Consider the following 26,877-nt stretch of genomic DNA (forward strand, 5'->3'; position numbering starts at 1 on the left):
ACAATGGGTGGTCACTTTAACTTTGCTCTGATCGTCGTGTTATTTATCCTGCTCATCATCGTCGGGACAGCATTTGTTTATTAATCCCCGGCATCCCTTTTTTTAATTTTATCAGAAGGATCATAAGCGCTGTTTCTTATGATCCTTTTTTATGTTTCAAAAGTTGGATTCGTTTTCCAAAAAGAAAAGAGAAGGATGGATTGATCTTCAGCACAATATGTTTATAATAGGCTGTTGGGACTTAAGGTTTTTTGAACAAAACGCCACAAATTTTTTTCCACTTTTTTTGAAGAAATGAAACTTTTATAAATTAAATTCGTCTTATACTGTTGTGACGGCTATTTCATAAGGGAAAGGAACAGATCAATGTTAACAAAGCTGAAAATGTTGTATGAAAAAACAACAATGAAGTGGCTCCTAAACACTTCCTATTACTTTCTTATTTTGCTGCTGTTGTTTTTGATTTACGGATTCCATACAGCAAATACAGGTTCATATATTTATAACGACTTTTAATGGAGAATCAAAAATGAAACTGATAGAAACGATTAAACATTATGCACAAACACAACCCGATGCACTTGCATTTGTGAATGATGACAAGACGCTTTCATACAGCAAATTGTGGTCACAGTCGGAGCGCCTCGCTTGCCGGCTTCAAAAAGAAACGATCGGCGATCGTTCACCCATCATCGTCTACGGTCATATGCAGCCGGAAATGGCAGTTTCTTTCCTCGCCTGCGTAAAAGCCGGCCACCCATATGTACCGGTGGATGTTTCGATCCCGGCGGACCGGGTGATGAAGATCATCAAAAGCTCAAAAGCCGGGCTGCTGCTCAACAACTCCGGAACCGATCTCGATACGGGTGATGCCCTCATATCCGTGGTCACACCCGAGCACCTTGACACAGGTGAACAGCTCGAGACAAATCCGGATAACTGGGTGAAGGACGGAGAGACGTTTTACATCATCTATACGTCCGGAAGCACCGGAAATCCAAAAGGTGTGCAAATTTCAGCCGATAATCTTCAAAGCTTTGCAAACTGGGTGACAGAAGATTTTCCGGTTGAGAACGGTCACGTGTTTTTAAACCAGGCGCCGTTTTCCTTTGACTTATCGGTAATGGACCTATATCCTTGCCTGCAGGCGGGAGGTACTCTGTGGACCGTTACGAAAGATATGATCAACAGGCCGAAGATTCTGTTTGAAGCGCTGAAACAATCAAACGTCAATGTCTGGACATCGACTCCTTCCTTTGCACAAATGTGCCTGATGGATCCGTCCTTTTCAGAGGAACTGCTGCCGGGCCTCCGCGTATTTATGTTTTGCGGAGAAACGCTCCCTGCATCAGTCGCCAGACAGCTGAAAGAAAGATTTCCGAAAGCCCGGGTCTTCAATACATACGGCCCGACGGAGGCAACGGTCGCCGTCACCTCCATTGAAGTGACAGACGACATTTTGGAGCGGTACTCTTCCCTTCCTGTCGGTTCGGCGAAGCCCGATACTGATATTGTCATCGTCAATGAAGACGGTGAACCTGTTCAAGACGGTGAAAAAGGCGAGATTATCATCACCGGAAAAAGCGTCAGCAAAGGCTATTTAGGCGAAAAAGAGCTGACGGAAAAAGTGTTTTTCTCATATAACGGTGAAGCGGCTTACCGCACGGGAGACGCCGGCTACAAAGAAAACGGCCTGCTGTTCTTCCAGGGAAGGCTCGATTTCCAAATTAAGCTGCACGGCTACCGCATCGAGCTGGAAGAGATCGAATATCAAATCAATCGTTCGAAGTACGTCCAGTCTGCCGTGGTGATTCCATTCTACCGCGAGGAGAAAATCGAGTATCTGATCGCGATGATCGTGCCTGCCGAACACGATTTCGAAAAGGAATACCAGCTGACGAGCGCCATTAAGAAAGACCTTGGCAGTACGCTGCCGGCTTATATGATCCCGAGAAAATTCGTGTATCAAAAAGAGATTCCGATGACTGCGAACGGCAAAATTGACCGGAAACGGCTTAAAGAAGAGGTAACAATATGACACCGTACGGTTCATTTCTCTTCTTCATCATTTTAGCAGTTTTGCTCGCGCCGACCATCATTCTCGGTCTCAACGGAAAAAGCTTCCGCTTTTACAATATGGCGGTCTCCGTTGTCGTGCTGGCTCTCATTTTTTCAAACAGCCTGCACGGGCTCATCGCTCTTTGCCTGTTTACGCTTTGGCAAACGGTGCTGATCAAAGGCTATATTGCCTACCGTTCAAAAGCGAACAGCGGCTTTGTGTTTTGTTTGGCCGCAGCAGCTTCGATTCTGCCCCTGGCAATTTCCAAGCTGCTGCCGTTCCTTGGCCTGAACAACTGGGCAAGCTTTCTCGGAATCTCGTACTTAACCTTTAAAGGGGTTCAGCTTATTATTGAAACCCGCGACGGGCTGATCAAACAACAGCTTCCCGTCAGCAGACTGCTTTATTTTATTCTCTTTTTCCCGACCATCTCATCAGGGCCGATCGACAGGTACCGCCGTTTTGAAAAAGACGAGCAGACGGTCTGGACGAAAGAGCAATATGAAGAGCTGCTTTACAAAGGAATCAACAAAATTTTTCTCGGCTTTTTATACAAATTCATTATCGGCTATTGCATTAATACGTACATTATTTTGAATTTGTCGCATCTCACGTCAGGCAAGATTGCACATGGACTCGGATACATGTACGCTTATAGCCTTTACTTGTTCTTCGATTTTGCCGGCTATACCGCTTTTGCGGTCGGCATCAGCTATATCATGGGGATCAAGTCGCCGGAAAACTTTAATATGCCGTTTATCAGCCGCAATATTAAAGATTTCTGGAACCGCTGGCACATGTCCCTTTCATTCTGGTTCAGAGACTACGTATTTATGCGCTTTGTCTTCTGGATGACAAAGAAAAAATGGATCAAAAACCGCATGGCGGTGTCTAATATCGGATATGTGCTGCTGTTTCTGCTGATGGGCGTATGGCACGGCCTTGCCCTGCAGTACATCGTTTACGGGCTTTATCACGCACTGCTCATGGTAGGCTTCAACTTCTTTGAAAAATGGAATAAGAAGTATAAATGGTGGCCGAACAACAAGCTGACGACAGCAGTCTCAATTGTGGTGACCTTCCATTTTGTATGCTTTGGATTTTTTATTTTCTCAGGAAAACTAATTCATTAAAAGGAGATTTCAATAATGGACTTTAATCAAGAAGTGCTTTCAGTTATAGCAGAGGTTTGTCAGGACGATATCGTCAAGGAGAACCCGGATATCGATATTTTTGAAGAAGGAATACTGGATTCATTCGGAACCGTAGAACTGCTGCTCGCGTTTGAAAGCCGCTTTAACATCACCGTACCGATTACAGAATTTGACCGGGATGCATGGAACACGCCAAATCAAATCATAAAGCAGCTGAATGAGTTGAGATAATGAAAAAGCGTTTTTTATTCGGGCCAATCATTTTGGCATTTTTACTTTTTTTCACCACGATCTCAATCCCGAATTCATGGCTTGAGGCATTTGTTCCTAAAGATCGGGTCGAAAAATCGGCTACGGAGCTGAATCCGATGATGTTCCAGGGAACGTACCTTCAAAGCAAGATGCTTGAAGATTCCAAGTACCTCCCGATCTACGGATCATCCGAACTGTCCCGGTTAGACCCTTATCATCCGTCCAATTATTTTGAAGTAAATAATAAAGGATTTACTCCTTACCTGGTCGGAAAGGGCGGTTCGCAATCCCTGATCCATGCAATCAATTTCGCGGCTCATATGGATCAACTAAAGGGGAAGAAACTGGTGTTTATCATATCTCCGCAATGGTTCCAGAAAAAAGGATCTGATGAATCCCATTTCGCGCCGAATTTCTCAGCTTTACAGGCATACGATCTACTGTTCAACCAAAAAATCGACCAAAATGTAAAGAAAAAAATGATCAAGCGCATGCTGAAATACCATGCCGTCAAAAATGATGCTCTGCTCGCAGCCCTTTATAAGGCGGAGCTAAAGCAGGATCATACGACACTGTCCCTTCTTTCGCCGGCTGCCAAAGCTTATCGAAGCGTGCTGGAAAAAAAGGACCTTTACTATTCAATGGTTGACAGTCCCGGCCCTGAGCGCACGATTTCACAAAGCGTCAAGGGCAAATCGTGGAGCGAGCTGAAGCAGATGGCTGCAAAGCTTGGCGAAAAGGAATCCCGGTCAAACAAGTTTAAATTAATAGATGAGGCATTCAGAAAAATAAAGCCGAAAATGGCGAAGCTAAAAAACAGAAAAAAACATTTGTCTTATGTACAGTCGGTCGAATACGGCGATTTTCAAATGATGATGGATGTCCTGAAGGAATCGGGCGCCGATCCTCTGTTTATATCGGTTCCGGTGCACGGCAAATGGTATGACTACACCGGCGTACCTAAAAAAGGACGGACCGGTTACTATGCAAAGATCAAAAAACAGATCGAAGCAGAAGGCTTTCAGGTGGCCGATTTGTCCGGCCATGAATATGATCCTTATTTCCTGAAGGATACGATCCATCTCGGCTGGAAAGGCTGGGTCTATGTAGACAAAGCAATCGAAGACTTCTATAAAAAGGATTCCCGCCCTTAGGGGATCCTTTTTATTTCGCGAAAAATATTTTTTAATATTTCCAATAATTCTATTTTACAAATTTCTCTGAAATCTATTGCGATTATAAATATAAGGTTTAAAATAGAATATAAATATTTTTTGGAAAAAGATTATGAACGGCAGGGAGAATGAATATGACAAAACAAACCATCAGCGTACAGCTCAGTCAGACGAAAAAGCAAAAGCCCGAAGCGGACAATCTTGAATTCGGCCGCGTATTCACCGATCACATGTTCATCATGGATTATTCGGTTGAAAACGGCTGGCACGATCCGCGAATCGTCCCTTACCAGCCGATCGAAATGGATCCGGCTGCAATGGTATATCACTACGGCCAGTCCGTTTTTGAAGGGTTGAAAGCTTATGTATCAAACGAAGGAAAGGTTCTTTTGTTCAGGCCGGAGAAAAACGTTGAACGGCTGAACAAATCAAACGACCGCCTCTGCATTCCGCAAGTGGATCCCGATACGGTGCTGGAAGGCCTGAAACAGCTCATTCAGATCGACAAAGAGTGGATTCCGTCAGCAGAGGGAACGTCCCTTTACATCCGTCCTTTCATTATTTCGACAGAGCCTTACCTCGGCGTCGCCCCGTCCAAGATGTACAAGCTGCTGATCATCCTGTCGCCGGTCAGCTCCTATTACAAGGAAGGCATCCGCCCCGTGAAAATCGCCGTTGAAAGCGAATTTGTCCGCGCCGTTAAAGGCGGTACAGGCAACGCGAAAACGGCGGGAAATTACGCCGCCAGCCTGAAAGCGCAGGAAGTGGCTGAAAGCAAAGGTTTTTCACAAGTTTTATGGCTGGACGGAATCGAGAAAAAATACATTGAAGAAGTGGGCAGCATGAACATCTTCTTTAAAATCAACGGTGAAATTGTCACGCCTGCTTTAAACGGCAGCATCCTGGAAGGCATTACGAGAAATTCCGTCATCCATCTGTTAAAACAATGGGGCCTCACTGTAGCCGAGAAGAAAATATCCGTAGATGAACTGATTCAAGCCCACCGGGACGGTTTGCTTGAAGAAGCGTTCGGCACCGGAACGGCAGCTGTCATCTCCCCTGTCGGCGAGCTGATTTGGAAAAGTGAAAGCCTCGTCATTAACGGCGGTGAAACCGGTGAAATCGCCAAAAAACTGTACGATACGATAACAGGGATTCAAAGAGGCGCTTTGCCCGATCCATTCGGCTGGACGGTTGAAGTCGATTCGGTCAGCCAACCGTGCTAAGCTGTCCGGCCCTCATGCAACAGGGGGCCGGCAGCCTTTTCATTTCATCATTTTTTCCTCATATACGGTACGTCCCAAGCCCCTCTGAAAAATTCCCCGCTAAAACTCCATTCCATTTTATATAAAATATGTTAAAATCATCTACATACATATGAAACTCTACTCTTACTTGAAAGGAGACATTAAAACCGTTCAGGCAGCAATGAAGAAAGGACTTTGAAGATGGAGAAAAAAAATGGAGAAATAAGCGTCTGGAAAAAAAACTTCACGTTTCTCTTTTTTTCCAGAATCATTAAGATTTCAGCCGACTGCTTCGCCTTCAACTCTATTTTATGGTTTTTGATCTTTGACGGGAAAGGCGCAATCGGCACCTCCCTTCTGCTCGCCGTCACCTTTTTGCCTGAGGCCTTTCTGGCGCCGCTGGCAGGTCCATTGGTGAAAAGAAGCGCGCTGAAATTCTGGATGTATTTTTCTGACTTGACGAGAGCAGTCATCGTACTTGCTATTCCGTTATGCTACTATAACGGCTTTTCGCCGATGTGGTTTGTCCTCGGGCTGATGATTATCCATTCGGCGACCGGCGCGACATACAACCCGGCGTCCATTACATTGATTCCCCAGATCGTGAATGAACAGCTGATTCAAAAAGCTAACGCAATTCTCCAGTCTTCCTCGGAAATTGTGAGGCTTGGTGCTGTTACATTATGCGGGGTGCTTCTTACGTTTATCGGTCCTGCGCCGACCCTGATCACATCGTTCACACTCTATATCATTTCAGGTTTTTTTGTCCTCTGCATTAAGCAGCAGATGGCTCAGCAGCATGCTGAATCAGACGCTTCCAAACCAAGAGGCACATATTTTGCAAGGCTGAAAAGGGGATTTACTCTTGTGCGGCATCATAAGGTGTTATTCCCGCTTGCGATTTATTGCATATTCATGAATCTCGCGGCATCGCCATGGGAGGCGCTTTCAGCGGTTTATGTAGCGGAAGATTTAAACGGCACGCCGTTCATCCATTCGCTGTTGAAGGCTACGACAGCCGGAGGAGCGTTTTTATTGGGATTCATCCTTGCCAAAGTAAAAATCAACAGGTACGGGCTGCTCTTTATTACAGCCGGGATATTGGAAGGAACGGCCTATTTCATTACGGGGCTGAATACGTTTTTGCCGCTCGTCTTTCTCGCCGCCTTTGCCTTTGGAGCCGCAATCAGCTCGATCAATGTTCCGGAGTTTACGATCATTCAAACGTCTGTGGAAGGCGATGATCAGCCTCAGGTGTACGCAATTATTCATACGATCACAAACCTATCGCTTCCTCTCGGTGCGATCGCCTGCGGATATGCTGCACAAATTCTCAGCGCGGGCAAGGTGATCGCAATCGGCGGTTTCATCGAAATCCTTTCCGGCATTGGAATATTGCTGTTTACACAGCTTGCCAAAGCGAGCCGTGCAGATCTTCAAAAAGAAAAAGAAGCAAGCGCCAATATGTAAAAACAAAGGTTCCGGCGAGCTGCCGGAACCTTGGCAATCCATCTATGCTTCGACTGATTTAAAAAACTGCGGAAGGTGCTCTTTGTGTGCTTCAAGCATTTCGTCCAGTATTTGCTTGGCGATCTTATCAGACGGAACGAGCGGGTTGATCGTCATGGCGACAAGAGCCGTGTTGTAGTCTCCGGTCACGGCGGCTTCAGCCGCGACGCGTTCAAACGATTTGATCTGTTGGACAAGGCCCCTGACTTTGACCGGCAAATCTCCGACCGCGATCGGTTTTGGACCGTTTTTCGTTATGACGCAGTTCACTTCTACCGCAGAATCGTCAGGAATGCTTGCGATCGCACCATTGTTCATCGTATTGACAGGCTGAATGTCGTGCTTGTCATTATAAATTGAGCTGATCAGGTTGCAGGCCGCATCGCTGTAATATGCCCCTCCCCGCTTTTCAAGCTGCGGCGGCTTTATCGCCAAATTTGGGTCTTTATATAATTCGAACAGTTCTTTTTCCACTTTCTGAACGACTTCGGCGCGGGTTCCCTCCGTTTTTGAAGCCTCTATTTCATGCTCAAGCATTTCCTTCGTTTTATAATAGTAGCGATGGTAGCCGCACGGAATCAGGTCAAGGCCGCGGATGAAGTCAGGCTCCCACGATTCGCCGGAAATGTTTTTCATCGTCATCGCATTTGCCGGATCCGCCATTGCCTCGATCACTTTGTCTTTGACGCTGACGCCGTCGAGGAAGACATCGAGTCCATACACCATATGATTCAAACCGGCAAATTGGATTTCCACGCGGCTTTCATCAACATCAAGCGCTTTTGCCACTCCCATTTTCATGCCGATCGGCACATTGCACAGACCGACGAGTTTCGTCAGATTTGAGTAGCGAAGCAGCGCTTCCGTCACCATGCCTGCCGGATTTGTAAAGTTGACAAGCCACGCGTCAGGACAAAGCTCTTCGATGTCCTTTGCGATACCGAGAATGACCGGAATGGTGCGGAGTCCTTTAAACAAGCCGCCGGGACCGTTTGTTTCCTGGCCGATAACACCGTATTTTAACGGAATCCTTTCATCCTTTGCCCTTGCCTCAAGCTGACCGACGCGAAATTGGGTGGTGACGAAATCTGCGTCTTTCAAGGCCTCTCTGCGGTCAAGCGTCAGATGGACATCGATCGGGACACCCGCCTTTTCAACCATTCGCTTTGCCAGCGTGCCGACGATGTTGAGTTTTTCTTCCCCTTCCGGAATATCGACAAGCCACAGTTCGCTTACCGGCAGCTCATCATATCTTTTGATCAATCCTTCAACCAACTCGGGCGTATAGCTTGACCCTCCGCCAATCGTTACGATTTTCAAGCCTTTTTTCATTAATTGACACCTCCGCGGATATTCATGTTTTCGTATAAATCAACAATTTCCGACGCCAAATCTTTCATTGTCATCGCGTTCATTAAGTGGTCTTGCGCATGAATCATCAACAGCGTGGGCTCTGTTTTTGCCCCTTTGGCTTCGTTTTGGATAAGGGCCGTTTGAAAGTGATGAGCCTTGATCAATTCCTCATCGGCTTCCCGGATCTTTTTTTTCGCTTCGGCAAAATCGCCTTTCTTCGCAGCAGCAATCGCCTCCATGCAAAAGCTCCTGCCGTTTCCCCCGTGCAGAATGATTTGAAAAATCGTCTGCTCCAACTCCTCGGTCATGACTGCACCCCCTTTTTATACGCCGATCTGCTGATTTTCATTTGCAGGCGGCACAGTTTCGAGTTCGTTTTCTTCTTTCAGCTTTTGCTTATCCCACATCCTAAAGAACGGGTAGTACACGGCAAACGAAATAAACAGATTGATGAACTGCATGACCGCTCCCGAAATTTTCCCTCCGGTTGCCAAATAGCCCGAGAAGAGCGGCGGCATCGTCCAAGGGACTGCGATTCCAGCCGGTTTTGCGACGAGCCCCGTGCTCATTCCGATGTAGGTTGCGACCATCATCAAGAGCGGTGAGACGATAAACGGAAGCAAAAGCATCGGGTTCATGACGATCGGCATTCCGAAAATAATCGGTTCATTGATATTAAAAATAGCCGGCCCGATTGCAAGTTTACCGAGCTGCTTCATCTGCTTGCTTCGCGCCCTGAGAACCATCGTGACGACGAGCGCCAAGGTCGCTCCGCTACCGCCGATATTAATCCAGATTTCGAAAAACTGGGTAGTAAAAATGTTCGGCAGAACTTCGCCTGCTTGAAAAGCAAGACGGTTTTCATCCATTGCGCCATACCAGATCGGCGACATGACCCCGCCTACAATATTCGCCCCGTGCAAACCGCAGGACCACAGCAGCTGTTGGACGGTTTCGGCAACAAGGCTTCCGCCGAGGCTGCCTCCGAGTATGGAGAGCGGCGTACCCAACACTACATTGATGACATTGTGCAGGCTTTCAAAAGGCGTGATTTCGATCAAAAGTCGGGCAAGCCAGATCAGACCGATGACGGAAAATCCAGGAATCAGGGCGATAAATGACTTGCTTACGGCCGGCGGAACGCCGTCAGGCATCTTCACGACGATGTCTTTCTGAACGACCCAGCGGTATATTTCAGTGGAAAACATCGCGATCAGCATGCCGACAAACAGGCCTTTGCTTCCCATTAAGGAAATCGGAATTCCGCCTGATACGAGAATTTCCTGAGTGGAGCCTTCCGGTGTAAACGGAAACTGATAAGGCGTTGCCAGAAGGAAAGCCGCTACCGCGATTGCTCCTGATGACAGCGCATCGATGCCGTATTTTTCGGCAAGGCGGTAAGCGATTCCAAAGGTTGCGATAAGCGCCATAATATCAAAACTGACACCTACCGGGTAGCTTAGCTTCTCGGCCCACTTGTCGCCGAAAATGCCCGCCATGAAATCGGCATAGCCGGGAATCGGCAAATTCGCCAAAATGAGAAACAGCGAACCGATAATAATCAGCGGCATGGTCAGAATGATGCCGTCCCTCAGTGCCTGCAAATGGCGCTGTGCCGCTATCCGGCCGGCGATCGGCATGACCTTCTCTTCTAAGAACAGGTTGAATTTATTCACATCCCCCGTCCTCCTTCTAAGCCCCGGCAAGCCGTTCAGCGGATTTCAGCACTTCTGCTCCATTGCAGGTTCCGTAATGGACCGTATTGATGACGTCGACGGGTACGCCTTTTGACTCTCCCAGCTTTTTTAATTGGGGAAGCATATAGCGGACTTGCGGACCGAGAAGCAATACATCGGCTTTATCGATATGATTCTGGACTTCTCCCCCGGAGACGGCCCAAATGTTATAGTTTTTCCCTTGTTCCTCTGCGCTCTTTTCCATTTTCGTAACGAGCAGACTAGTTGACATGCCTGCTGCACAGGCCAATAAGATGTTCATGTTTAGATGTCCCCCTTTTCCGGTTTAGTTCTTATATGTTTTACGGTTTTATCATAATATGAAACCGCTTTCATATTAACTCAATGATTTTCCTCAGCCCTCCGGAAAAAAGACAGGGGGACAAGTATTATTCGGAAAAGGGCTGGATCCGGCTGTTCTTTCTGAAAACGGACATAAACGCCTCATACGTCTTGCATTTCAGCAGCTCCCTAACGATTGACCGATCGTCTAAAACGTTGCCCAATAACTTGTACATGCTCTGGAGATTGGATGTATTGCCTTTTTCAACGCAAAGAAGGCAGATGAATTGAACTCTTTTACCCTGCCATTCTATCGGCTTTTGCAGCGTGCATACCGCCCAGAACGTAGCATCCGTTTGCGGGGTCATCGGATGGGGAATAGCGACAAGATTCCCAAAGCATGTCGGCGCAACAGACTCCCTTTCGAAAACCGACGCTTCAAACCCTTCTTCAGCAAGGCCGAGCGCTGTTACCTGATCGCAAAGAAAGCGCAAGACGTCCTCTTTTGATTGAAAATCTTCCTGCAGGAAGACAAGCTCCTTACGTGTATACTTCGCGGCCAGCTCTGTATCCGGGGCGAGAATATGCTCGATTCTTGCCAGATCCTCCCCGCCGAGAATCGCATTTACTTTCACGACGGGTATCGGGAGCTCTTTTGGAAGCGGAATGGTGCTGATCACAAAATCGAGGGCATGAAGCGGGATTTGATTCAGCTTATAATAGTCGACTGTTCCAATAATCTCAAGCTTTGAGCCGAATTTCGAACGCAGTCTGTCCTGAAGAAGCATGGCGCTTCCTGCTCCTGAGGCGCAGACGATCATACAGCGCTTTGACGGGGTATTCATTTTCCTTCTTTCCATAGCAGCGCCGATATGCAAAGCGAGATAGCCGACTTCGCTTTCCTGAATGTCGAACCCCGTTTCCTTTTTGATCGCTTCGCCGGCTTGGATTCCTGCTTCAAAAGCAAGCGGATAGTTGGCTTTAATGGCGTCGAGCATCGGATTTCTGATGTTCATTCCGTAGCGGCAGCGATTTAAAGCCGGCTTTAAGTGAAGACTGAGGCCGATTTTCAATTCTTTGTCGTTTTTAATGCCGAGCTTGAATTTTTGCTCGATCTCCTCCAGCATCAATTCCGTAAGCCTGTCGGTTTCCGCATCGATAAAGCCTTCCATTTTATCCTTGCTGAGCTTCGCCATCGCCGTTCTTTTTGCTCCCATCAGATGAATGGCAATATAGGCCGTTTCTTCTTCCGGGAACGTCACCTTCAGCTTTTCTTCCAGCGCCCGGACAATCTTCCGGGAGACGCCATATTCTTTATGATTCATAATTTCCTTGACGTCCTGTGAAAAAAGCGAGACGCGTTTTCCGCTGCGGATTCGTTTGCAGGCGATGGCAATGTGAATCAATAAGTTGTTCAGTCCGATATCAGACAGGGAAATCTGGCCTTCGTTGATCCTTTCCAAAATCGTCTGGCGGATCATCTCCAGCTCTTTTTTCGGCAGAATGGAAATCCGGGTGTTCAGGATGTCAATTTCCGTTTCCCTTTTCGGAAAAATATGTTCAGCCATGCAATAGCGCAGCTTTATTTCATCCCCTTTTAGCCTGAATCCGTAATTCGGTTTGATCTCCAATTCTATATCGTACGATTTCAGCCTTTTTCGAACGTCTCTCATATCGTTTTGAACCGTCGATTTGCTGATGAACATTTCGTCGGCCAAATCTTCAAGCTTGAGATACTCATCTGTCAGCAGCAGTCTTTTTAATAGATAGAGAATGCGTTCATTCGGAAAAACGGGATGCGAAAATTCTTCTTGGAACGTATTTTGCAATAATTGCCGAAAGAGGTGGTCATTTTGGATGGACAGCCGGTAACCGGCGCCTCTGATGGATGTGATGGAAGCCCCGTTTTTAGAGAGAAGATGGTCTAGTTCTTTTATATCTGATCTGATCGTTCTGGAGGTAACATTCAATCCGTTTGCCAAATATGCGCTGGTCAAGGGTGAGTCCGCTGTCATCAATTCGCTGAGAATATTGCTGAGCCGAGCATTGAGCATAGAAAAGCCCTCCCTCACATATGTATCGCTTAAACCTTAGAACAAACAGGCAGATTCCTTTTCCTGCTGTTTACACTATATTCATTCTTTTTGTGAAATTTCTCTCATATTTAAGTAAACTCTATTATAATGTCGTTTTCAAGTCAATTTGGGCAATAGGAGGTAACAACGAAAAAACAGCCGGAGCGGCCGGCTGTCACGTTTTTTTGGCTTTTCGGTCTTTTATGATTTTCCGTGCGATCGGATAAATGACAGGTGTCCATTTTACCGCGCGTTTCAACAGTTTTTTCATGGCAGGCATGACTCCCTACCCGTTTTTATGGATGATTACCCGGTTAAATGTTGAGCCAAACCTGCCGTTTTTTATCTTGAGACGTACCGGTTTCCCTTCACCCAGAACCGCCAAGGGTATTCCCGCGCTTCCCCCGAATTCTCAATGCCGATCCTCGGCCCGCAGGAAATGTCGTCCGGGATATATCCTTTGGCGATATAGAGAGGGGGCTCCGTCAGCAATCTCCCGTAATCATCCATTGTGATGGAGAGCGCCTTCGTCAATTTTCCCGGTCCGTTCGTCCAATCGCGGGGCTTTTTTCCGCTTCTCCTTTTCTCCATCAGCAGCACGCCTTCATGCGGTTCAACCGCCCTGACGAGGACGGCTTCGGGCTCGTCGATACCCGCGCTGACTACATTGAACAGCGTATGGGTATGCATCGTATACGTGTAGGCCCGGCCCGCTTCCCGATACATCACTTCCGTCCGTTTTGTCCGGCGGTTTCCATAGCTGTGGGCCGCCCTGTCCCCCGGCCCTTTATAAGCCTCGGTTTCTACAATATATCCTGACGCGATCCCTTCCTCCGTTTCTTTGACCAGAAGACACCCTAAAAGCGACCGCGCCAGCTCAAGCGTCGGCATGCGGTAGAATTCCGGCGGAAGGAGCTCGTAAGCTTGGTTCATGGAAGAAGCCTCCTTTGCAGCATCTATTGATTGTGATAAATTTTAACATTTTTCAACAGACGTTTGCCAGAAATAGAAGGCTTCAAGATGTCAGTCAAACATGTCTCAGGCCGCCTAAGATAAAATGGACGATTTTGTCTGATACTAGTGGATCATCATAACATTCCGGCAGCTCCCAATCCGTTTTGGCCTGCATCATCAGCTCCGCCGCATCGACGATCCGCTCCGTTTCAAGCCCTGACACTACATTGCTTCCGCACATGACCGTTTCGGGCCGTTCGGTGCTGTTCCTGATCGTAACCGAAGGCACTTTGAGTATGCAGCTTTCTTCCTGAACCGTTCCGCTGTCCGTGATGACGCATTTTGCATGCTGCTGAAGGTTAACGAAATCAAAAAATCCAAACGGTTCGCAAAATTTCAGCAAGCCTTCATCGTTTTGAATGCCGAATTTTTGCAAACGGTCTCTTGTTCTTGGATGAACGCTGCAAATAACCGGTATTTTGTGTGTCCCGGCGAGCGATGCCAGGGCATCAACAATATTTTGCAGCCGCTTTTTATGATCTACATTTTCCGCCCGGTGCGCCGTTACCAATATGAAAGATTTGCTCTGTACATTCAAGGCATCAAGCGGCTTTCGTTTTGAAATGTCATCCCGGTAATGGTTCATCACTTCATAAATCGGATTTCCCGATACCCATATCCTTTGCGGATGCATGCCTTCCCTTTCCAGATTTTCTTTGGCAACTCTTGTATAGGGGAGGTTGAAAGATGCGATCGAATCGATCACCCTGCGGTTGATTTCTTCTGGAACCGAGTTGTCGAAGCAGCGGTTGCCGGCCTCCATATGATAGACCGGAATGCCGTACCTTTCGCCCAGAAAAGCGCAAAGCGCGCTGTTTGTATCACCGAGCACGAGCAGTTTATCGGGCTCAAGCTTCAATATCAGCTTTTCGACCTCGGTGAAGATTTCGCCGATTTGCGCGCCTGTTGAATGCCGAGACGGTTTAATATGATAATCCGGCAGCCTCACCTTTAATTGATCAAAAAAAATTTCACTCAAGCTCGCGTCATAGTTTTGACCAGTGTGGACCAATATGTGCTGACCGGCAAATTGATCAAGCTTGCCGATGATCAGGCTTAAGCGGATGATCTCCGGCCTGGTCCCGAGAATCGTCATGATTTTCATCATCTTGCTCCTTTTTGGCTGTTGAACATTTTTTATGATTGATCAATCTAGCGCTGAAAAAATCTATATATATATATTCATTTCGAAAAAAATGGTGTGCCATCAATCGATAACCTCTTAATATGGCTTATTTTTTCTCGCATCAGGCGGTTCTATCACACAAAATTTCCTGCAAAACATATACATTTATATGCTAGTTTTGACAGTCTATCAAACGATCTGTTTTTAGGAGGAGTAGTATGTTTAAAAACGCCCGAATACTGCTTACAGGAGGTACAGGTTCCTGGGGAACGGAACTTACCAAAAAACTATTATTATATAAACCAAAGGAGATCAGGATTTTTTCGAGGAACGAATTTACACAAATCGGCATGCAGCGAGAATTCAATCACCATCCTTCCTTAACGTTCATCATCGGTGATGTAAGGGACTATCTTTCTTTGGAGTCTGCCTGCCAGGATATCGATTATATCTTTCATCTGGCAGCATTGAAGCATGTCCCGATATGCGAGGGACAGCCTGACGAAGCGTTAAAGACAAACGTCGTCGGAACGCAGAACGTCATACGCGCAGCGCTCGCCCAGCGGGTCAAGAAAGTGATTGACGTGTCAACCGATAAGGCGGCCGATCCGGTCAACTTCTACGGAATGACCAAGGCGCTGGGCGAAAGGCTGATGATCCGTGCCAACGATTACAGCGGCCGCACCGATTTCGTCTGCATCAGAGGCGGAAACGTGCTGGGGACAAACGGAAGCGTGGTGCCGCTCTTTAAGCGCTTTATAGAGAAGGGAGAGGATCTCACGCTGACGTCAAAAGAGATGACAAGATTCTTTCTTACAGTCGGCGAAGCGATTGACTTGCTGCTCAAGGCTTCAGAGGAAGCGCTGGGCGGAGAAATTTTCGTAATGAAAATGAAGGCCTGCAATATATTGGATCTTGCAGAAGTCCTGATCGAAGCGATGGGAAGTTCTGTCGGAATTAAAGAAATCGGAATCAGGCCTGGAGAAAAGCTCCACGAAGTGCTCGTTTCCGATCATGAGGTTCCGTATACTTACCTTTTCGATTCCGAACACTATGTCATTCTGCCTTCCCATCCTTCAGAAAAGCTGGCCCGTCACTACCGGACATATCCAAAAGCGACCTTTGAGAAGTACCAATCCAACGACCTTTTAATGACGAAACCCGAGATTGCAGAACTGCTAAGGGAAGGGGGATTCATTAAGTGAAACTGTTGATTTTGGGCGGGAACGGCATGGCCGGCCACGTCTTGAAGGAATTTTTTGCGTCCAAAACGCAATACGACGTATTCTGGACACAGCGCCATTCCTTGCCAGATGATCCGCACTGCTTTTTTTTGGACGTCACGAACACAGATGAATTAAAAAAGCTGCTGGAAAAAGTGAACCCCGACGTCGTCATCAATGCGACCGGGATATTAAATGACGCCGCGCGCCATCATCTGCTCGATGCAATCCATGTCAACAGCATTCTGCCTCACCTGTTATCCGACATGAGCGGCAACTATCATTATTACCTGATTCACATCAGCACCGATTGCGTTTTTTCAGGCTCGAAAGGAAAATATACCGAAACAGATGCAAAAGATGGAGGTTCAGTCTATGCGCAAACGAAAAGCCTTGGTGAAGTCATAGATGACAGAAACCTCACGATCAGAACGTCCATTATTGGACCTGAACTGAAAGACGGCATCGGTTTGTTTCATTGGTTCATGAATCAAAAGGAAACGATCACAGGGTTTAGAAACGGTTTCTGGAACGGATTGACGACGCTTGAACTTGCAAAGGCGATTGAGGAGCTGCTTAAGCATCGGTTAACCGGTCTCATTCATCTGACCGGAAACCGCTTCATCTCAAAATATGAATTGCTCCTCTCCATCAATCAGACGTTTGAGAGAGGTGTGTCGATCATCCCCGATGATGACGTGCGCTCTGATAAAAGCCTCGTCATGACGAGGGATGATGTGCCGTATCAGCCTGTCAGCTATGAGCAAATGCTTGAAGAATTAAAACGATGGATCGACGACCGGCCCCACCTATATCAATATGCGTAAAAAAAAGCAAACACCCGCCCCTTTAAGAAAAGAGGGATGGTGTTTGTTTTTTTATGGAAAACGATGCATTGACACATCGGGATAATTGTATACAATTATATTTATATTCAGAAAAAGGAGGGGTGACATTTTTTCATGAGCTCTGCAAATCCAGTCAAAAGACAGTCTGCAAGTGATTACGCCTACAATGAAATCAGAAAAAAAATCATCGAACTCGAATATTCGCCTTCTGAACAGCTCGTAGAAGACAATCTTGCAAAGGACTTGGAAATCAGCCGAACTCCGCTGCGCCAGGCTCTTTACAGGCTGGAGCTTGAAGGATTGGTCAATAAACAGCCAAACGGCCGGCTCCGCGTCTGTCCGATTTCACCGGAAGAGGCGAAAGAGGTTTTTAAGGTCCGTGAAGCGCTGGAAGGATTGCTGACCGCCGAGGCCGCACGGCTTGCCACGACGGAGCAGCTTCACCAGCTTGAAGACCGGCTCGAATTAATGAAGATGGCTGCCGCCAAAGACCGCCATACGGATACGGTCAAATACGGTTCTGAATTTCATTCTATCTTGCAATCCATCAGTGTAAATCTAACAGCCAAGCGATTTCTCGAACAATTGGAAAACAGGATCGAACGGTACCGGAGAATCAGCGGATACAAAAATCCTCATTACAAACCATCGGTATCCTTCAATGAACATTTGGCAATCTATCATGCCGTCAAGGAAAGAAACGAACGTCAGGCAGAAGCAGCCATGCGCTCCCATATCAGACGAAGCCTACATTCCATTGAAGAAACGCTCCAAAGCTATACACTCAACCGCTAAACAGCCGATGCCTCGTTTTTAAAAAAACGAAAATGAGGTGGAAAAATGGGCAAACACGATGTTTTTAAACCGGGATTAGAGGGTGTTGTCGCCGGTGAAACGGGAATTTCCTACCTGGATACCGCGGCTGAAGAAATCGTCATCAGAGGCTATGATTTAATCAGGCTTGCCGAACAAAAAACGTATCTGGATATCCTGTATCTCCTCATCCAAAACAAGCTACCGGATGCGATGGAGCTAAAAGGAATTGAAAGCGCTTTAAAGAACGCTTATGATCTTCCCAACGGGATTTACACCATTCTGTCAACACTTCCTCAAGATACCCACCCAATGGATGCGCTCAGAACCGGGATTTCGGCTTTGTCGGGGTATGACCCTGAACTGAATGACCGGTCGAAAGCGGCAAATGCGGCAAAAGCGCTTCGCTTGATCGCACAGGTGCCGAACATTGCCGCAAACAGCTACCGCATACTACATCAGCAGAAGACGATTATGCCGAATAAACAGATGTCATACAGCCAGAACTTTTTATACATGCTCACGGGTAAAGAGCCGAGCGAACAGGAAACGGACGTCTTTGATCAGACGCTTGTGCTTTACAGCGAGCACGAAATGCCGAATTCCACGTTTGCCGCCAGGGTCATCGCGTCGACCAATTCGGATATATACGGCGCCTTTACAGGAGCAGCCGCGTCCCTAAAAGGGAACCTGCACGGCGGCGCAAATGAAGCCGTCATGCATATGCTTCTCGAAGGTGAAACAAAATCCGGCTTTATCAAACTGATCCAGCAAAAATTAGCCAATAAAGAAAAGATTATGGGATTTGGCCACCGTGTCTATATGAGAAAGATGGACCCGAGGGCCGCATTGTTGAAAAAAGCCCTGTTTTCGCTCTCTCACAAAACGGGGAGGCAGGACTTATACGATATGTGTGATGCCGGTGAAACGCTGATGCGCGAAGAAAAAGGGCTGTATCCGAATCTAGATTATTACGCCGCCCCGGTCTATTACCTGCTCGGCATTCCGATCGATCTGTACACCCCGATTTTCTTCGCGGCGCGATCGGCCGGCTTAAGCGCGCACGTCATTGAACAGCATGACGAAAACAGACTGTTTCGTCCGCGGGTTCGCTACACAGGGCCGCGCGGTCTTCAGCCATAAACAACATTTATACGGAAGGAAGGGATGCTTTAGATGGTTATGCAAAGTACAACGGCTCAATCGTGTGACCGGTTGCTTGAAGACATTGCAGATTACGCGGTACATGCGACAATCACGAGTGAAGAGGCGATCGAGACGGCCCGCTACGTTCTAATGGATACGCTCGGCTGCGGTATCTTGGCCCTCAAATTTCCCGAGTGCACAAAGCACCTCGGGCCGATCGTCCCCGGAACGGTTGTCCCGAACGGCGTCCGCGTACCGGGCACCCAATTTGAACTGGACCCGGTCCAAGGCGCATTTAACATCGGCTGCATGATTCGCTGGCTTGATTATAATGACACATGGCTTGCCGCTGAATGGGGCCATCCGTCTGACAACCTTGGGGCGATTTTAGCATGCGCAGACTTCTTGAGCAGACAGCGGCTCGCCGCGGGAAAAGAACCGCTCACAATGAGCGATGTGCTTACGGCGATTGTGAAAGCTCATGAAATCCAGGGAATCCTCGCACTCAACAACAGCCTGAACAGAAACGGACTTGACCATGTCTTATTCGTCAAAGTCGCTTCTGCGGCTGTGGCATGCTCTCTATTGGGCGGAACGAAACAGGATGTGATCAATGCCGTTTCACAGGCATGGGTCGACAACTCAAGCCTCAGGACATACCGCCATGCGCCGAACACCGGCTCGCGGAAATCATGGGCTGCAGGCGATGCGACAAGCAGAAGCGTGCGGCTTGCCCTTATGACCTTAAAAGGCGAAATGGGCTATCACACGGCTCTGTCCGCGCCGACGTGGGGATTCCAGGACGTGCTGTTTGGAGGAAAAGAGTTGACGCTTGCAAGGCCGCTCGATTCTTATGTCATCGAAAACGTCCTCTTTAAAATTTCGTATCCGGCCGAATTCCACGCCCAAACAGCGGCTGAAGCGGCGATTCAGCTTCACGGCCAAGTGAAGGACAGACTTGATGACATTGACCGTATCGTAATCACGACCCACGAATCCGCCATCAGAATCATCGACAAAACCGGAAAGCTGCACAACCCGGCAGACCGCGACCACTGCTTGCAGTATATTACGGCAATCGGGCTGATTTACGGGGAGATTACCGCTGAACATTATGAAGACGAAATCGCACATAATCCGGAGATCGACCGCCTCCGTGCGAAAATGAAAACGGTGGAAAACAAACAGTATTCCGCCGATTACCTCGATCCGGAAAAACGAAGCATCGCAAACGCTGTTCAAGTATTTTATAAAGACGGCACACATTCGGAGAATATCGCCATCGAGTACCCGATCGGCCATCGCCGCAGGCGGGATGAAGGCATCCCTCTGCTAAAAGAAAAATTCGTCAGCAATCTGAAAACGCGTTTTCCTGCAAGACAGGCGGAGAATATCAATACTCTCTTGGATGATCCGCAACAATTAAAGAACACAACCGTCCCGGACTTTATGGAACTGTTTGTAATCTAGGGGGAATTCATATGTGGATTGTTACGAAACAAGCAAGCCAGTGCGAGCTGGCCGACGCTTTCAGAAGGCTTATCAAATCACCGGACATCCTTAAAATCCCCGGCGTCCATGACGGAATGGCAGCCATCACCGCCAAAAACGTCGGCTTCAAAGCGCTCTACCTGTCAGGCGCCGCTTATACGGCAAGCCGGGGCATGCCCGATCTCGGCATGATCCATTCGGAAGAAATGGCGGATAAAGCCCGCGAGCTTGTCAGAGCCGCCAACCTGCCCGTCTTAGTCGACATAGACACAGGCTACGGCGGGGTGCTGAATGCCGCGCGTACAGCGGCCGAAATGGTTGAGAGCAGAGTCGCGGCCGTTCAAATCGAAGATCAGCAGCTTCCCAAAAAATGCGGGCACTTAAACGGAAAAACGCTGATCCCGATAGAAGACATGATCGCAAAAATTAAAGCAATCAAAGAAACCGCTCCTTCCCTTGTGGTCGTGGCTCGTACGGATGCAAAAGCGGTGGAAGGGACAGAAGCTGCCATCAGGCGGGCCATTCTATACAAAGAAGCGGGGGCTGACGCGATTTTTCCAGAGGCGCTGACAAGCGAAGCCGAATTCAAAGAAATCGCGTCTGCCGTCAATGCCCCATTGCTCGCCAATATGACCGAATTCGGAAAAACGCCTTATTTTACGGCCGAAGAATTTCAATCTTTCGGATTCAGCATGGTGATCTATCCGGTCACTTCCCTGCGCGCCGCGGCAAAAGCGTATGAACGCACATTTACGGAAATTTACGAAAAAGGCACGCAAAAAGGCGTGCTGAACGATCTGCAGACGCGTGAAGAACTTTACGATGCCATTCATTACTATGATTACGAAAAGCTCGACGAGACGATCGCAAAAACCGTACTGCCCGAGATCGGTAAAGAAAACCGCTGATATTCCGGACCGGTTTAAGCTAACCGCAGCAATGCAAAAGAGGCAAGCCCGCATCCGGGCTTGCCCTTTTCATATCACGACTGATACTGAACGCGATGTAGACTGGCGAATATTCCTCCCTTTTCAACCAATTCATCGTGTGATCCTTCTTCTGCAATACCGTTTTCCGTTACCACGACAATCCGGTCGGCATTCTTAATGGTGGCGAGCCTGTGGGCGATGATGAGCGTTGTCCTGTCTTTGGACAGCTCTGTCAACGCATTTTGAATGATTCGTTCCGTTTCCGTGTCAAGGGAGGATGTCGCTTCATCCAAAATGAGGATAGGCGGGTTTTTCAAAAACATTCTCGCGATCGCGATCCGCTGCTTTTGGCCGCCTGAAAGCTTCAGTCCCCTTTCGCCGACCTCGGTTTCGTAACCGTCCGGAAGCGACTCGATCAGCTCCTCCAAATGAGCCATTTTGGCCGCACGCCTGATATCTTCATCAGTTGCATCCAATTTCCCGTATGCAATGTTTTCGCGCAGCGTCCCCGTAAACAGGAAAACGTCCTGCTGAACGATGCCGATTTGTGAACGCAGGGACCGCTTCGTCATCTTGCGAATGTCAATGCCGTCAATCGTAATCGAACCGCCGTCAACGTCGTAAAAACGCGGAATCAGCGAGCTGATCGTCGTTTTTCCCGCGCCCGACGGCCCCACAAACGCTACCGTCTCACCCGCGTTTATCGTTAAATCGATCCCGTTTAAGACAGGCTTATGCTCTTCATATCCAAACGTAACGTTTCGGAAGACGATATTTCCTTCTAAAGCCGGAACATCAATCGAATCTTTCCGGTCGACAATCAGCGGCTTTGTATCAATCAGCTCCGTAAACCGTTTGAAACCGGCCATTCCTTTTGGGTAAAGCTCCAAAATCGCGCTGATTTTATCAATCGGCTTAAACAGGACATTCACGTAAAGAACAAAGCCGACAAATTCGCCGTACGTCATGCCTCCTGAAAAACTGAGCCACGCACCGAACACGAGGACGGAAAGAATCATGAAACGCGTCATTAAAAATGTCCCGGCGGTCGTCATGGCCATCGTTTTATAGCCTTTCAGTTTTGCCTTGCGGAACTTTTGGTTGTTTTTCAAAAAACGCGAAATTTCATAACGTTCATTTGTGAATGATTGGACGACTCGCACGCCTGAGACGCTGTCCTCAACCCTTGCGTTAACATCGGCAATTTCCCCGTACATTTCACGCCAGGCCTTGTTCATTCTAACATTCGAATACGTGATCAGGACGATCAAGAGCGGCACGAACAAAATGGCGACAAGCGCCAGCTTCACATTGATCGTCAGCATGATCCAGAACGCGCCCAAAAAGGTCATGACCGCGATAAACAGATCCTCCGGCCCGTGGTGCGCTAGCTCTCCGATATCAAAAAGGTCATTGGTGATGCGGCTGATAATATGCCCCGTCTTCGTATTGTCAAAATACTTGAACGATTGGCGCTGCACATGCTGAAACAGCTCCTGGCGCATGTCGGTCTCGATGTTGATTCCCAGTTTATGGCCGAGATAATTGACGATATATTGAAGCCCGGTGCTGATCAGATAGATGAATAATAGTCCGATGCTGACCCAGACGATTTCGGCCCAGTCGCCCCCTGGAATCAATGTATCGATGAACCACTGAACAACGAGCGGAAACGCGAGCTCTAAAGCGGCGACGATGATCGCGCTTGTAAAATCAATGATAAACAGCCGTTTATGAGGTTTATAGTATGAAAAAAAGCGGCGAATCATGAGAGAGTGCACTCCTTTTAAAAAATCTCTATGAAATAGATCGTATCATAGATTAGATAATGAAGTGCTAAAATTCCGAAAAATAATTGAATAACATTCTCAAATAGCTCATAACGCAAGCCCGGCTTCTTTCGCCCCCTCTGCCACGAGCCCGGCGATTACCCCTGCGCCGTATTCGCAAAAATGGGTATCGTCTTCCGCTCCGTCCGGGTAGTTTGGATGTTCCCCGGGCTTCAGCCATAAAAACAGCTTTTTTGACGATTCGGGTCCCAAAGTCTGAAGCAGGCGGCCGCTTTTTGATGTGAGGTCGATGAGCGGAACACGAAGTTCTGCAGCAAGCTGTCTCATGGCATCCGGATAATCGCCGTGAGTGTCGCGGAGCCTTCCTTCCGAATCGAACGATCGTCGTTGAACGGGCGTAATCAGCACCGGATTGGCCTGTTTCATCCTGGCGCATTCAACGTATTTGCGCAAATAAGCCTGGTAGGAACCATACGGCTCAGTATGGCGCTCATCAGGCTTTTGATCGTTATGGCCGAACTGTACGAACAAATAGTCGCCGTTTCGCATATGCTCCATGATCCGTTCGAGTCTTCCTTCCTCGATAAAGCTCTTTGAGCTTCTCCCTGACGCCGCTTCATTGTGCACAAGGACGCCCTGGTTTAAAAACGCCCCTATTCTCTGTCCCCATCCTGCTCTCGGCGCAGCCGAAGCATCATAATACGACACCGTTGAATCACCGGCCAGAAACAATTGAATGTTTTCCATCCTCAATCCCCCTCAGGAAGTTTTTTAATAGATTAATCTGAAAATCGAAAAATAACAATAACTAATCCATATTTATCCATTTTGTTCGTTATACGACTCTTTTATATGTGTAAAATACAGAAAACTAGCAGCAATCATTGAATATTTTAAATTTTTTCAAGAAATTTACGTAAAAATATTTACTTGTTTGGTAAATGGTGATAGATTAATTAAACAAGAAAAGGAATTTAGCTGATCGCGATCGTATAGCCGCCTTTTCTTGCTGCTTTCCGGACGTCCTCTAACCACATTGCCATTTAGGAGGAACATGTTGATGCTTAAACGAAAAATCATCAGTAAAATCAGTATTGGTCTATTAACTTCTGCAGCACTGTTTTCATTTATCCTTCCTACCAATGAAGCAAATGCACAGGAAGTGAGCACGAGTCATTTCAGAGGTCCGATTTTTTGTCCGCCTCCATTTAAGCCTAAGCCGCAGCCGCCTCAATATCCGAAACCTGATAATCCGCTGCCGGATAACCCGACTCAGAAACCGGTGCTTGAGGTCAAAGCCGTTAACAGCAATAAAGAATGGACAACCTCTGATATCGAAATTACTTACAAACCGAATACATTCGTCGGTACAAGCTATGTTGAATTCAACTTCCCGTACCGTTTTCATGCAAGCACAAGAGATACGCTAAATGGTAAAACCCTTGACTACACGCAAATTTTAAATGACGGACAGACAGTCAGAGTACCCGTCTATGCATTGAGTTCGTCTGAATTCAAACTGGTGATGGTTCGGAAAACGCTTCCAAACGCAGGCACGCACAGAATTACAGCCGAACTGCAGCAGAACGGAAAGAACATCAATCATGCGGAAGCTACGCTGGAGATCGTTCCTCGTTAAATGTATACCGGCCGGCTCACATTGGGAGCCGGCTTCCTGATCATACTGCTTCTGATACATAATAATAGATGTAAACGTTTTTAGAACTTTTTTCAAAAAATATTTACCCGTATGGTAAATAATGATAGATTAAGTGAGCAGGAAAAGAAGCCAAATTGCCGTTTAGGAGGGACTAATCGATGCTTAAACGTAAGTTTATTGGAAAAATGCGTGTTGGCCTGCTAGCATCTGCAGCATTGTTTTCTTTTATTCTTCCGTCCCAGGAAGCAAATGCCGCTTTTTACAGGAGCGAACCGGCCCTTCATGTCGAAACCACCCAAAGTAATAAAGAATGGACGACTTCCGACATTGAAGTCACCTACAAACCGAATATGTTCGTCGGCGCGAGCTACGTCGAATTTAACTTCCCGTACCGCTTCCATGCGAACACAAGGGATTCGCTAAACGGCAGAACATTAAACTATACCCAGATTCTGAATGACGGACAAACCGTCAGAGTTCCCGTGTATGCATTCAGCTCCTCCCAGTTTAAGCTGGTGATGGTCCGAAAAACGCTTCCGAATGCCGGCACACATAGAATCACCGCGGAATTGCAAAAATGGGGAAGAAACTACGGCCATGCGGAAACGACGGTGGAAATCGCTCCGCGCTAAAATGTTAAAAAACTCCGGAGGTTCACGCTCCGGAGTTTTTTACGCCTGCGCCGCGCGTCCGGCCAGCGATTTAAAACAGATCACGGCACTGATATTGCAGCACACAATGACGACAGCCATCGGCATCGCCGTATGGCTTCCGGCGATGCCAACGAGCGGCGCCGCAGCCGCGCCTAAAATAAACGGCAGCAGCCCCAAAAGCGCCGATGCGCTCCCGGCTGACTTCCCTTGGCTTTGCATGGCCAGAGAACCGCCAGACGTCGTCACGACTCCAATGCAGGAAACGACGATAAAGAGCGGGATCAAAACAAACATGAGCGGGGCATGAAAGGCGATGGACAAGAACAGGATCAGGCTGGCTGTCAATGATATCAACAGCCCGCATCTCAATAGGGCTGCTTCACCGAACCGGCCGGCCAGCCTCCCCGTAATCTGGGCAGCGATGATAATGCCAAGGCCGTTTACTGCAAAACAAAAGCTGAAAGCTTGGGCCGATAGCCCGTAAATATTTTGCAAAACGAACGGAGAGGCAGATATGTAGCCGAACATCCCGGCTACGATCAACCCTTGAGCCAATGCATATCCCATAAAGGCCCGCTGGCCGAAAAGCTTTCCGAAAGAGACGAACGTCTCTTTGAAACCGCCTGCCGTACGCTTTTCCGGGGAAAGCGACTCTTTAATTCCAATGATGACGGCCAGAATGATGATGATGCCAAAAGCGCCGATAATGAAAAAGACGCCGCTCCATGAAGTCACTTTCATAAGCTGTCCGCCTGCCACCGGTGAGATGATCGGGGCTATCCCGTTGACGAGCATCAGCAGCGAGAAAAATTTCGTTAACTCAGTACCCGAATATAAATCACGGGCAATCGCACGGGATATCACGATGCCGCCCGCTCCAGCCGCACCTTGAATAAACCGCATGGCGATCAATACCCAGACAGATGAGCTCAACGCGCACAAAAAAGATGCCGCGGCAAAAACGGCCAATGATACGAGCAGCGGCAGCCTCCTTCCGAGCACATCACTGAAAGGGCCGATAACAATTTGTCCGACTGCCAGTCCCAGTAAGCACGATGTTAAGCTAAGCTGGACGATGGACGCAGTCGTATGTAAATCTGCAGCCCCGGCAAATATAAATCGATCACAATCGGACCGATCCCGGATAAAATGCCCAATATCACGGCAATCCACACGCGGTTCGGCCGCGCTTTCGCCCGATCGGCAACACCGGCCTGGTTGTTTGCTATATTCATTGGATCACCCTTTCAATCATTTATGTTGCTGCCGGATCAGCAAGTCCCAGTCTTCCATCGTATTATATCTAATTTTACATTTCTGACAAATGAAAAAACCGGGCCCG

Annotated in this window: 25 protein-coding genes and 1 pseudogene; 16 read left to right on the plus strand and 10 right to left on the minus strand. The window is 47.7% G+C overall.

What is annotated here, in order from left to right; genetic code table 11:
* Positions 1-3: 3 nt before the first annotated feature.
* From NSQ39_RS19460 to NSQ39_RS19495, 8 genes are all read left to right on the plus strand, one after another.
* The gene (locus NSQ39_RS19460; protein WP_175076562.1) at positions 4-84 is read left to right on the plus strand and encodes a YjcZ family sporulation protein; all 81 of its coding nucleotides are present in this window, start codon (positions 4-6) and stop codon (positions 82-84) included.
* Between the two features lie 282 nt (positions 85-366).
* Positions 367-516 (plus strand): teichoic acid D-Ala incorporation-associated protein DltX, encoded by a 150-nt coding sequence (locus tag NSQ39_RS19465; protein WP_046129408.1) that lies wholly within the window; start codon positions 367-369, stop codon positions 514-516.
* A gap of 13 nt (positions 517-529) precedes the next feature.
* The gene (gene dltA, locus NSQ39_RS19470; RefSeq protein WP_175076529.1) at positions 530-2,038 is read left to right on the plus strand and encodes a D-alanine--poly(phosphoribitol) ligase subunit DltA; all 1,509 of its coding nucleotides are present in this window, start codon (positions 530-532) and stop codon (positions 2,036-2,038) included.
* On the plus strand, positions 2,035-3,192 hold the full coding sequence (gene dltB / locus NSQ39_RS19475; protein ID WP_046129406.1) for a D-alanyl-lipoteichoic acid biosynthesis protein DltB: 1,158 nt from the start codon (positions 2,035-2,037) through the stop codon (positions 3,190-3,192). Before dltA ends, dltB begins: the two co-directional genes overlap by 4 nt.
* Before the next feature lie 15 nt (positions 3,193-3,207).
* A complete protein-coding gene (gene dltC, locus NSQ39_RS19480; RefSeq protein WP_006639558.1) occupies positions 3,208-3,444 on the plus strand; it encodes a D-alanine--poly(phosphoribitol) ligase subunit 2 in 237 nt (78 codons plus the stop codon).
* Positions 3,444-4,619, plus strand: coding sequence for a D-alanyl-lipoteichoic acid biosynthesis protein DltD (gene dltD, locus NSQ39_RS19485; protein ID WP_175076531.1), 1,176 nt, complete (start codon positions 3,444-3,446; stop codon positions 4,617-4,619). The genes dltC and dltD overlap by 1 nt, the downstream gene beginning before the upstream one ends.
* A 155-nt stretch (positions 4,620-4,774) precedes the next feature.
* A complete protein-coding gene (locus tag NSQ39_RS19490) occupies positions 4,775-5,866 on the plus strand; it encodes a branched-chain amino acid aminotransferase (protein WP_175076532.1) in 1,092 nt (363 codons plus the stop codon).
* A gap of 222 nt (positions 5,867-6,088) precedes the next feature.
* Positions 6,089-7,357, plus strand: coding sequence for an MFS transporter (locus NSQ39_RS19495; RefSeq protein ID WP_216898864.1), 1,269 nt, complete (start codon positions 6,089-6,091; stop codon positions 7,355-7,357).
* 42 nt (positions 7,358-7,399) lie between these two features.
* On the opposite strand, the gene licH is transcribed toward NSQ39_RS19495, so the two are convergent.
* The 7 genes from licH to wecB form a co-directional block, all read right to left on the minus strand.
* The gene (licH, locus tag NSQ39_RS19500; protein WP_175076534.1) at positions 7,400-8,728 is read right to left on the minus strand and encodes a 6-phospho-beta-glucosidase LicH; all 1,329 of its coding nucleotides are present in this window, start codon (positions 8,726-8,728) and stop codon (positions 7,400-7,402) included.
* The gene (locus NSQ39_RS19505) at positions 8,728-9,057 is read right to left on the minus strand and encodes a PTS lactose/cellobiose transporter subunit IIA (RefSeq protein ID WP_175076535.1); all 330 of its coding nucleotides are present in this window, start codon (positions 9,055-9,057) and stop codon (positions 8,728-8,730) included. Before NSQ39_RS19505 ends, licH begins: the two co-directional genes overlap by 1 nt.
* A 15-nt stretch (positions 9,058-9,072) precedes the next feature.
* The gene (gene celB / locus NSQ39_RS19510) at positions 9,073-10,425 is read right to left on the minus strand and encodes a PTS cellobiose transporter subunit IIC (RefSeq protein WP_175076536.1); all 1,353 of its coding nucleotides are present in this window, start codon (positions 10,423-10,425) and stop codon (positions 9,073-9,075) included.
* 16 nt (positions 10,426-10,441) lie between these two features.
* Positions 10,442-10,747 carry a PTS lichenan transporter subunit IIB gene (licB, locus tag NSQ39_RS19515; protein WP_046129399.1) on the minus strand — a complete coding sequence of 102 codons (306 nt, stop codon included), beginning with the start codon at positions 10,745-10,747 and terminating at the stop codon, positions 10,442-10,444.
* A 127-nt stretch (positions 10,748-10,874) separates the two neighbouring features.
* Complete coding sequence (locus tag NSQ39_RS19520) at positions 10,875-12,821, minus strand: BglG family transcription antiterminator (RefSeq protein WP_175076537.1); 1,947 nt, start codon at positions 12,819-12,821, stop codon at positions 10,875-10,877.
* Positions 12,822-13,184: 363 nt separating this feature from the next.
* Positions 13,185-13,775, minus strand: coding sequence for a DNA-3-methyladenine glycosylase (locus NSQ39_RS19525; protein ID WP_175076538.1), 591 nt, complete (start codon positions 13,773-13,775; stop codon positions 13,185-13,187).
* A 94-nt stretch (positions 13,776-13,869) separates the two neighbouring features.
* The gene (gene wecB / locus NSQ39_RS19530) at positions 13,870-14,961 is read right to left on the minus strand and encodes a non-hydrolyzing UDP-N-acetylglucosamine 2-epimerase (RefSeq protein ID WP_175076539.1); all 1,092 of its coding nucleotides are present in this window, start codon (positions 14,959-14,961) and stop codon (positions 13,870-13,872) included.
* A 239-nt stretch (positions 14,962-15,200) separates the two neighbouring features.
* Between wecB and NSQ39_RS19535 the strand changes: the two genes are divergently transcribed.
* From NSQ39_RS19535 to prpB, 6 genes are all read left to right on the plus strand, one after another.
* Positions 15,201-16,187 (plus strand): polysaccharide biosynthesis protein, encoded by a 987-nt coding sequence (locus NSQ39_RS19535; protein ID WP_175076540.1) that lies wholly within the window; start codon positions 15,201-15,203, stop codon positions 16,185-16,187.
* Positions 16,184-17,032, plus strand: coding sequence for a dTDP-4-dehydrorhamnose reductase family protein (locus NSQ39_RS19540; protein WP_175076541.1), 849 nt, complete (start codon positions 16,184-16,186; stop codon positions 17,030-17,032). Before NSQ39_RS19535 ends, NSQ39_RS19540 begins: the two co-directional genes overlap by 4 nt.
* A gap of 135 nt (positions 17,033-17,167) precedes the next feature.
* Positions 17,168-17,848 carry a GntR family transcriptional regulator gene (locus tag NSQ39_RS19545; RefSeq protein ID WP_175076542.1) on the plus strand — a complete coding sequence of 227 codons (681 nt, stop codon included), beginning with the start codon at positions 17,168-17,170 and terminating at the stop codon, positions 17,846-17,848.
* A 45-nt stretch (positions 17,849-17,893) separates the two neighbouring features.
* Positions 17,894-19,009, plus strand: coding sequence for a citrate synthase (mmgD, locus tag NSQ39_RS19550; RefSeq protein ID WP_046129392.1), 1,116 nt, complete (start codon positions 17,894-17,896; stop codon positions 19,007-19,009).
* 39 nt (positions 19,010-19,048) lie between these two features.
* Complete coding sequence (locus NSQ39_RS19555) at positions 19,049-20,482, plus strand: bifunctional 2-methylcitrate dehydratase/aconitate hydratase (RefSeq protein WP_373688010.1); 1,434 nt, start codon at positions 19,049-19,051, stop codon at positions 20,480-20,482.
* Between the two features lie 11 nt (positions 20,483-20,493).
* Positions 20,494-21,411, plus strand: a complete 918-nt coding sequence (gene prpB, locus NSQ39_RS19560; RefSeq protein ID WP_216898866.1) for a methylisocitrate lyase — start codon at positions 20,494-20,496, stop codon at positions 21,409-21,411.
* Positions 21,412-21,485: 74 nt separating this feature from the next.
* On the opposite strand, the gene NSQ39_RS19565 is transcribed toward prpB, so the two are convergent.
* Positions 21,486-23,201, minus strand: coding sequence for an ABC transporter ATP-binding protein (locus tag NSQ39_RS19565; RefSeq protein WP_175076545.1), 1,716 nt, complete (start codon positions 23,199-23,201; stop codon positions 21,486-21,488).
* Between the two features lie 108 nt (positions 23,202-23,309).
* Positions 23,310-23,969, minus strand: a complete 660-nt coding sequence (locus NSQ39_RS19570; protein WP_302052206.1) for a rhamnogalacturonan acetylesterase — start codon at positions 23,967-23,969, stop codon at positions 23,310-23,312.
* A 313-nt stretch (positions 23,970-24,282) separates the two neighbouring features.
* Between NSQ39_RS19570 and bslB (NSQ39_RS19575) the strand changes: the two genes are divergently transcribed.
* Together bslB (NSQ39_RS19575) and bslB (NSQ39_RS19580) are read left to right on the plus strand one after the other, a co-directional pair.
* On the plus strand, positions 24,283-24,861 hold the full coding sequence (gene bslB, locus NSQ39_RS19575; protein WP_046129387.1) for a biofilm surface layer hydrophobin BslB: 579 nt from the start codon (positions 24,283-24,285) through the stop codon (positions 24,859-24,861).
* A 179-nt stretch (positions 24,862-25,040) separates the two neighbouring features.
* A complete protein-coding gene (bslB, locus tag NSQ39_RS19580; protein WP_046129386.1) occupies positions 25,041-25,514 on the plus strand; it encodes a biofilm surface layer hydrophobin BslB in 474 nt (157 codons plus the stop codon).
* 39 nt (positions 25,515-25,553) lie between these two features.
* Here the strand turns inward: bslB (NSQ39_RS19580) and NSQ39_RS19585 are convergent.
* Positions 25,554-26,770: pseudogene (locus NSQ39_RS19585) on the minus strand (multidrug effflux MFS transporter).
* Positions 26,771-26,877 lie beyond the last annotated feature (107 nt).

It is taken from the genome of Bacillus sp. FSL W8-0848 (genome assembly GCF_038007805.1).
In the GTDB taxonomy this organism is placed as follows: Bacteria; Bacillota; Bacilli; order Bacillales; family Bacillaceae; genus Bacillus; species Bacillus glycinifermentans.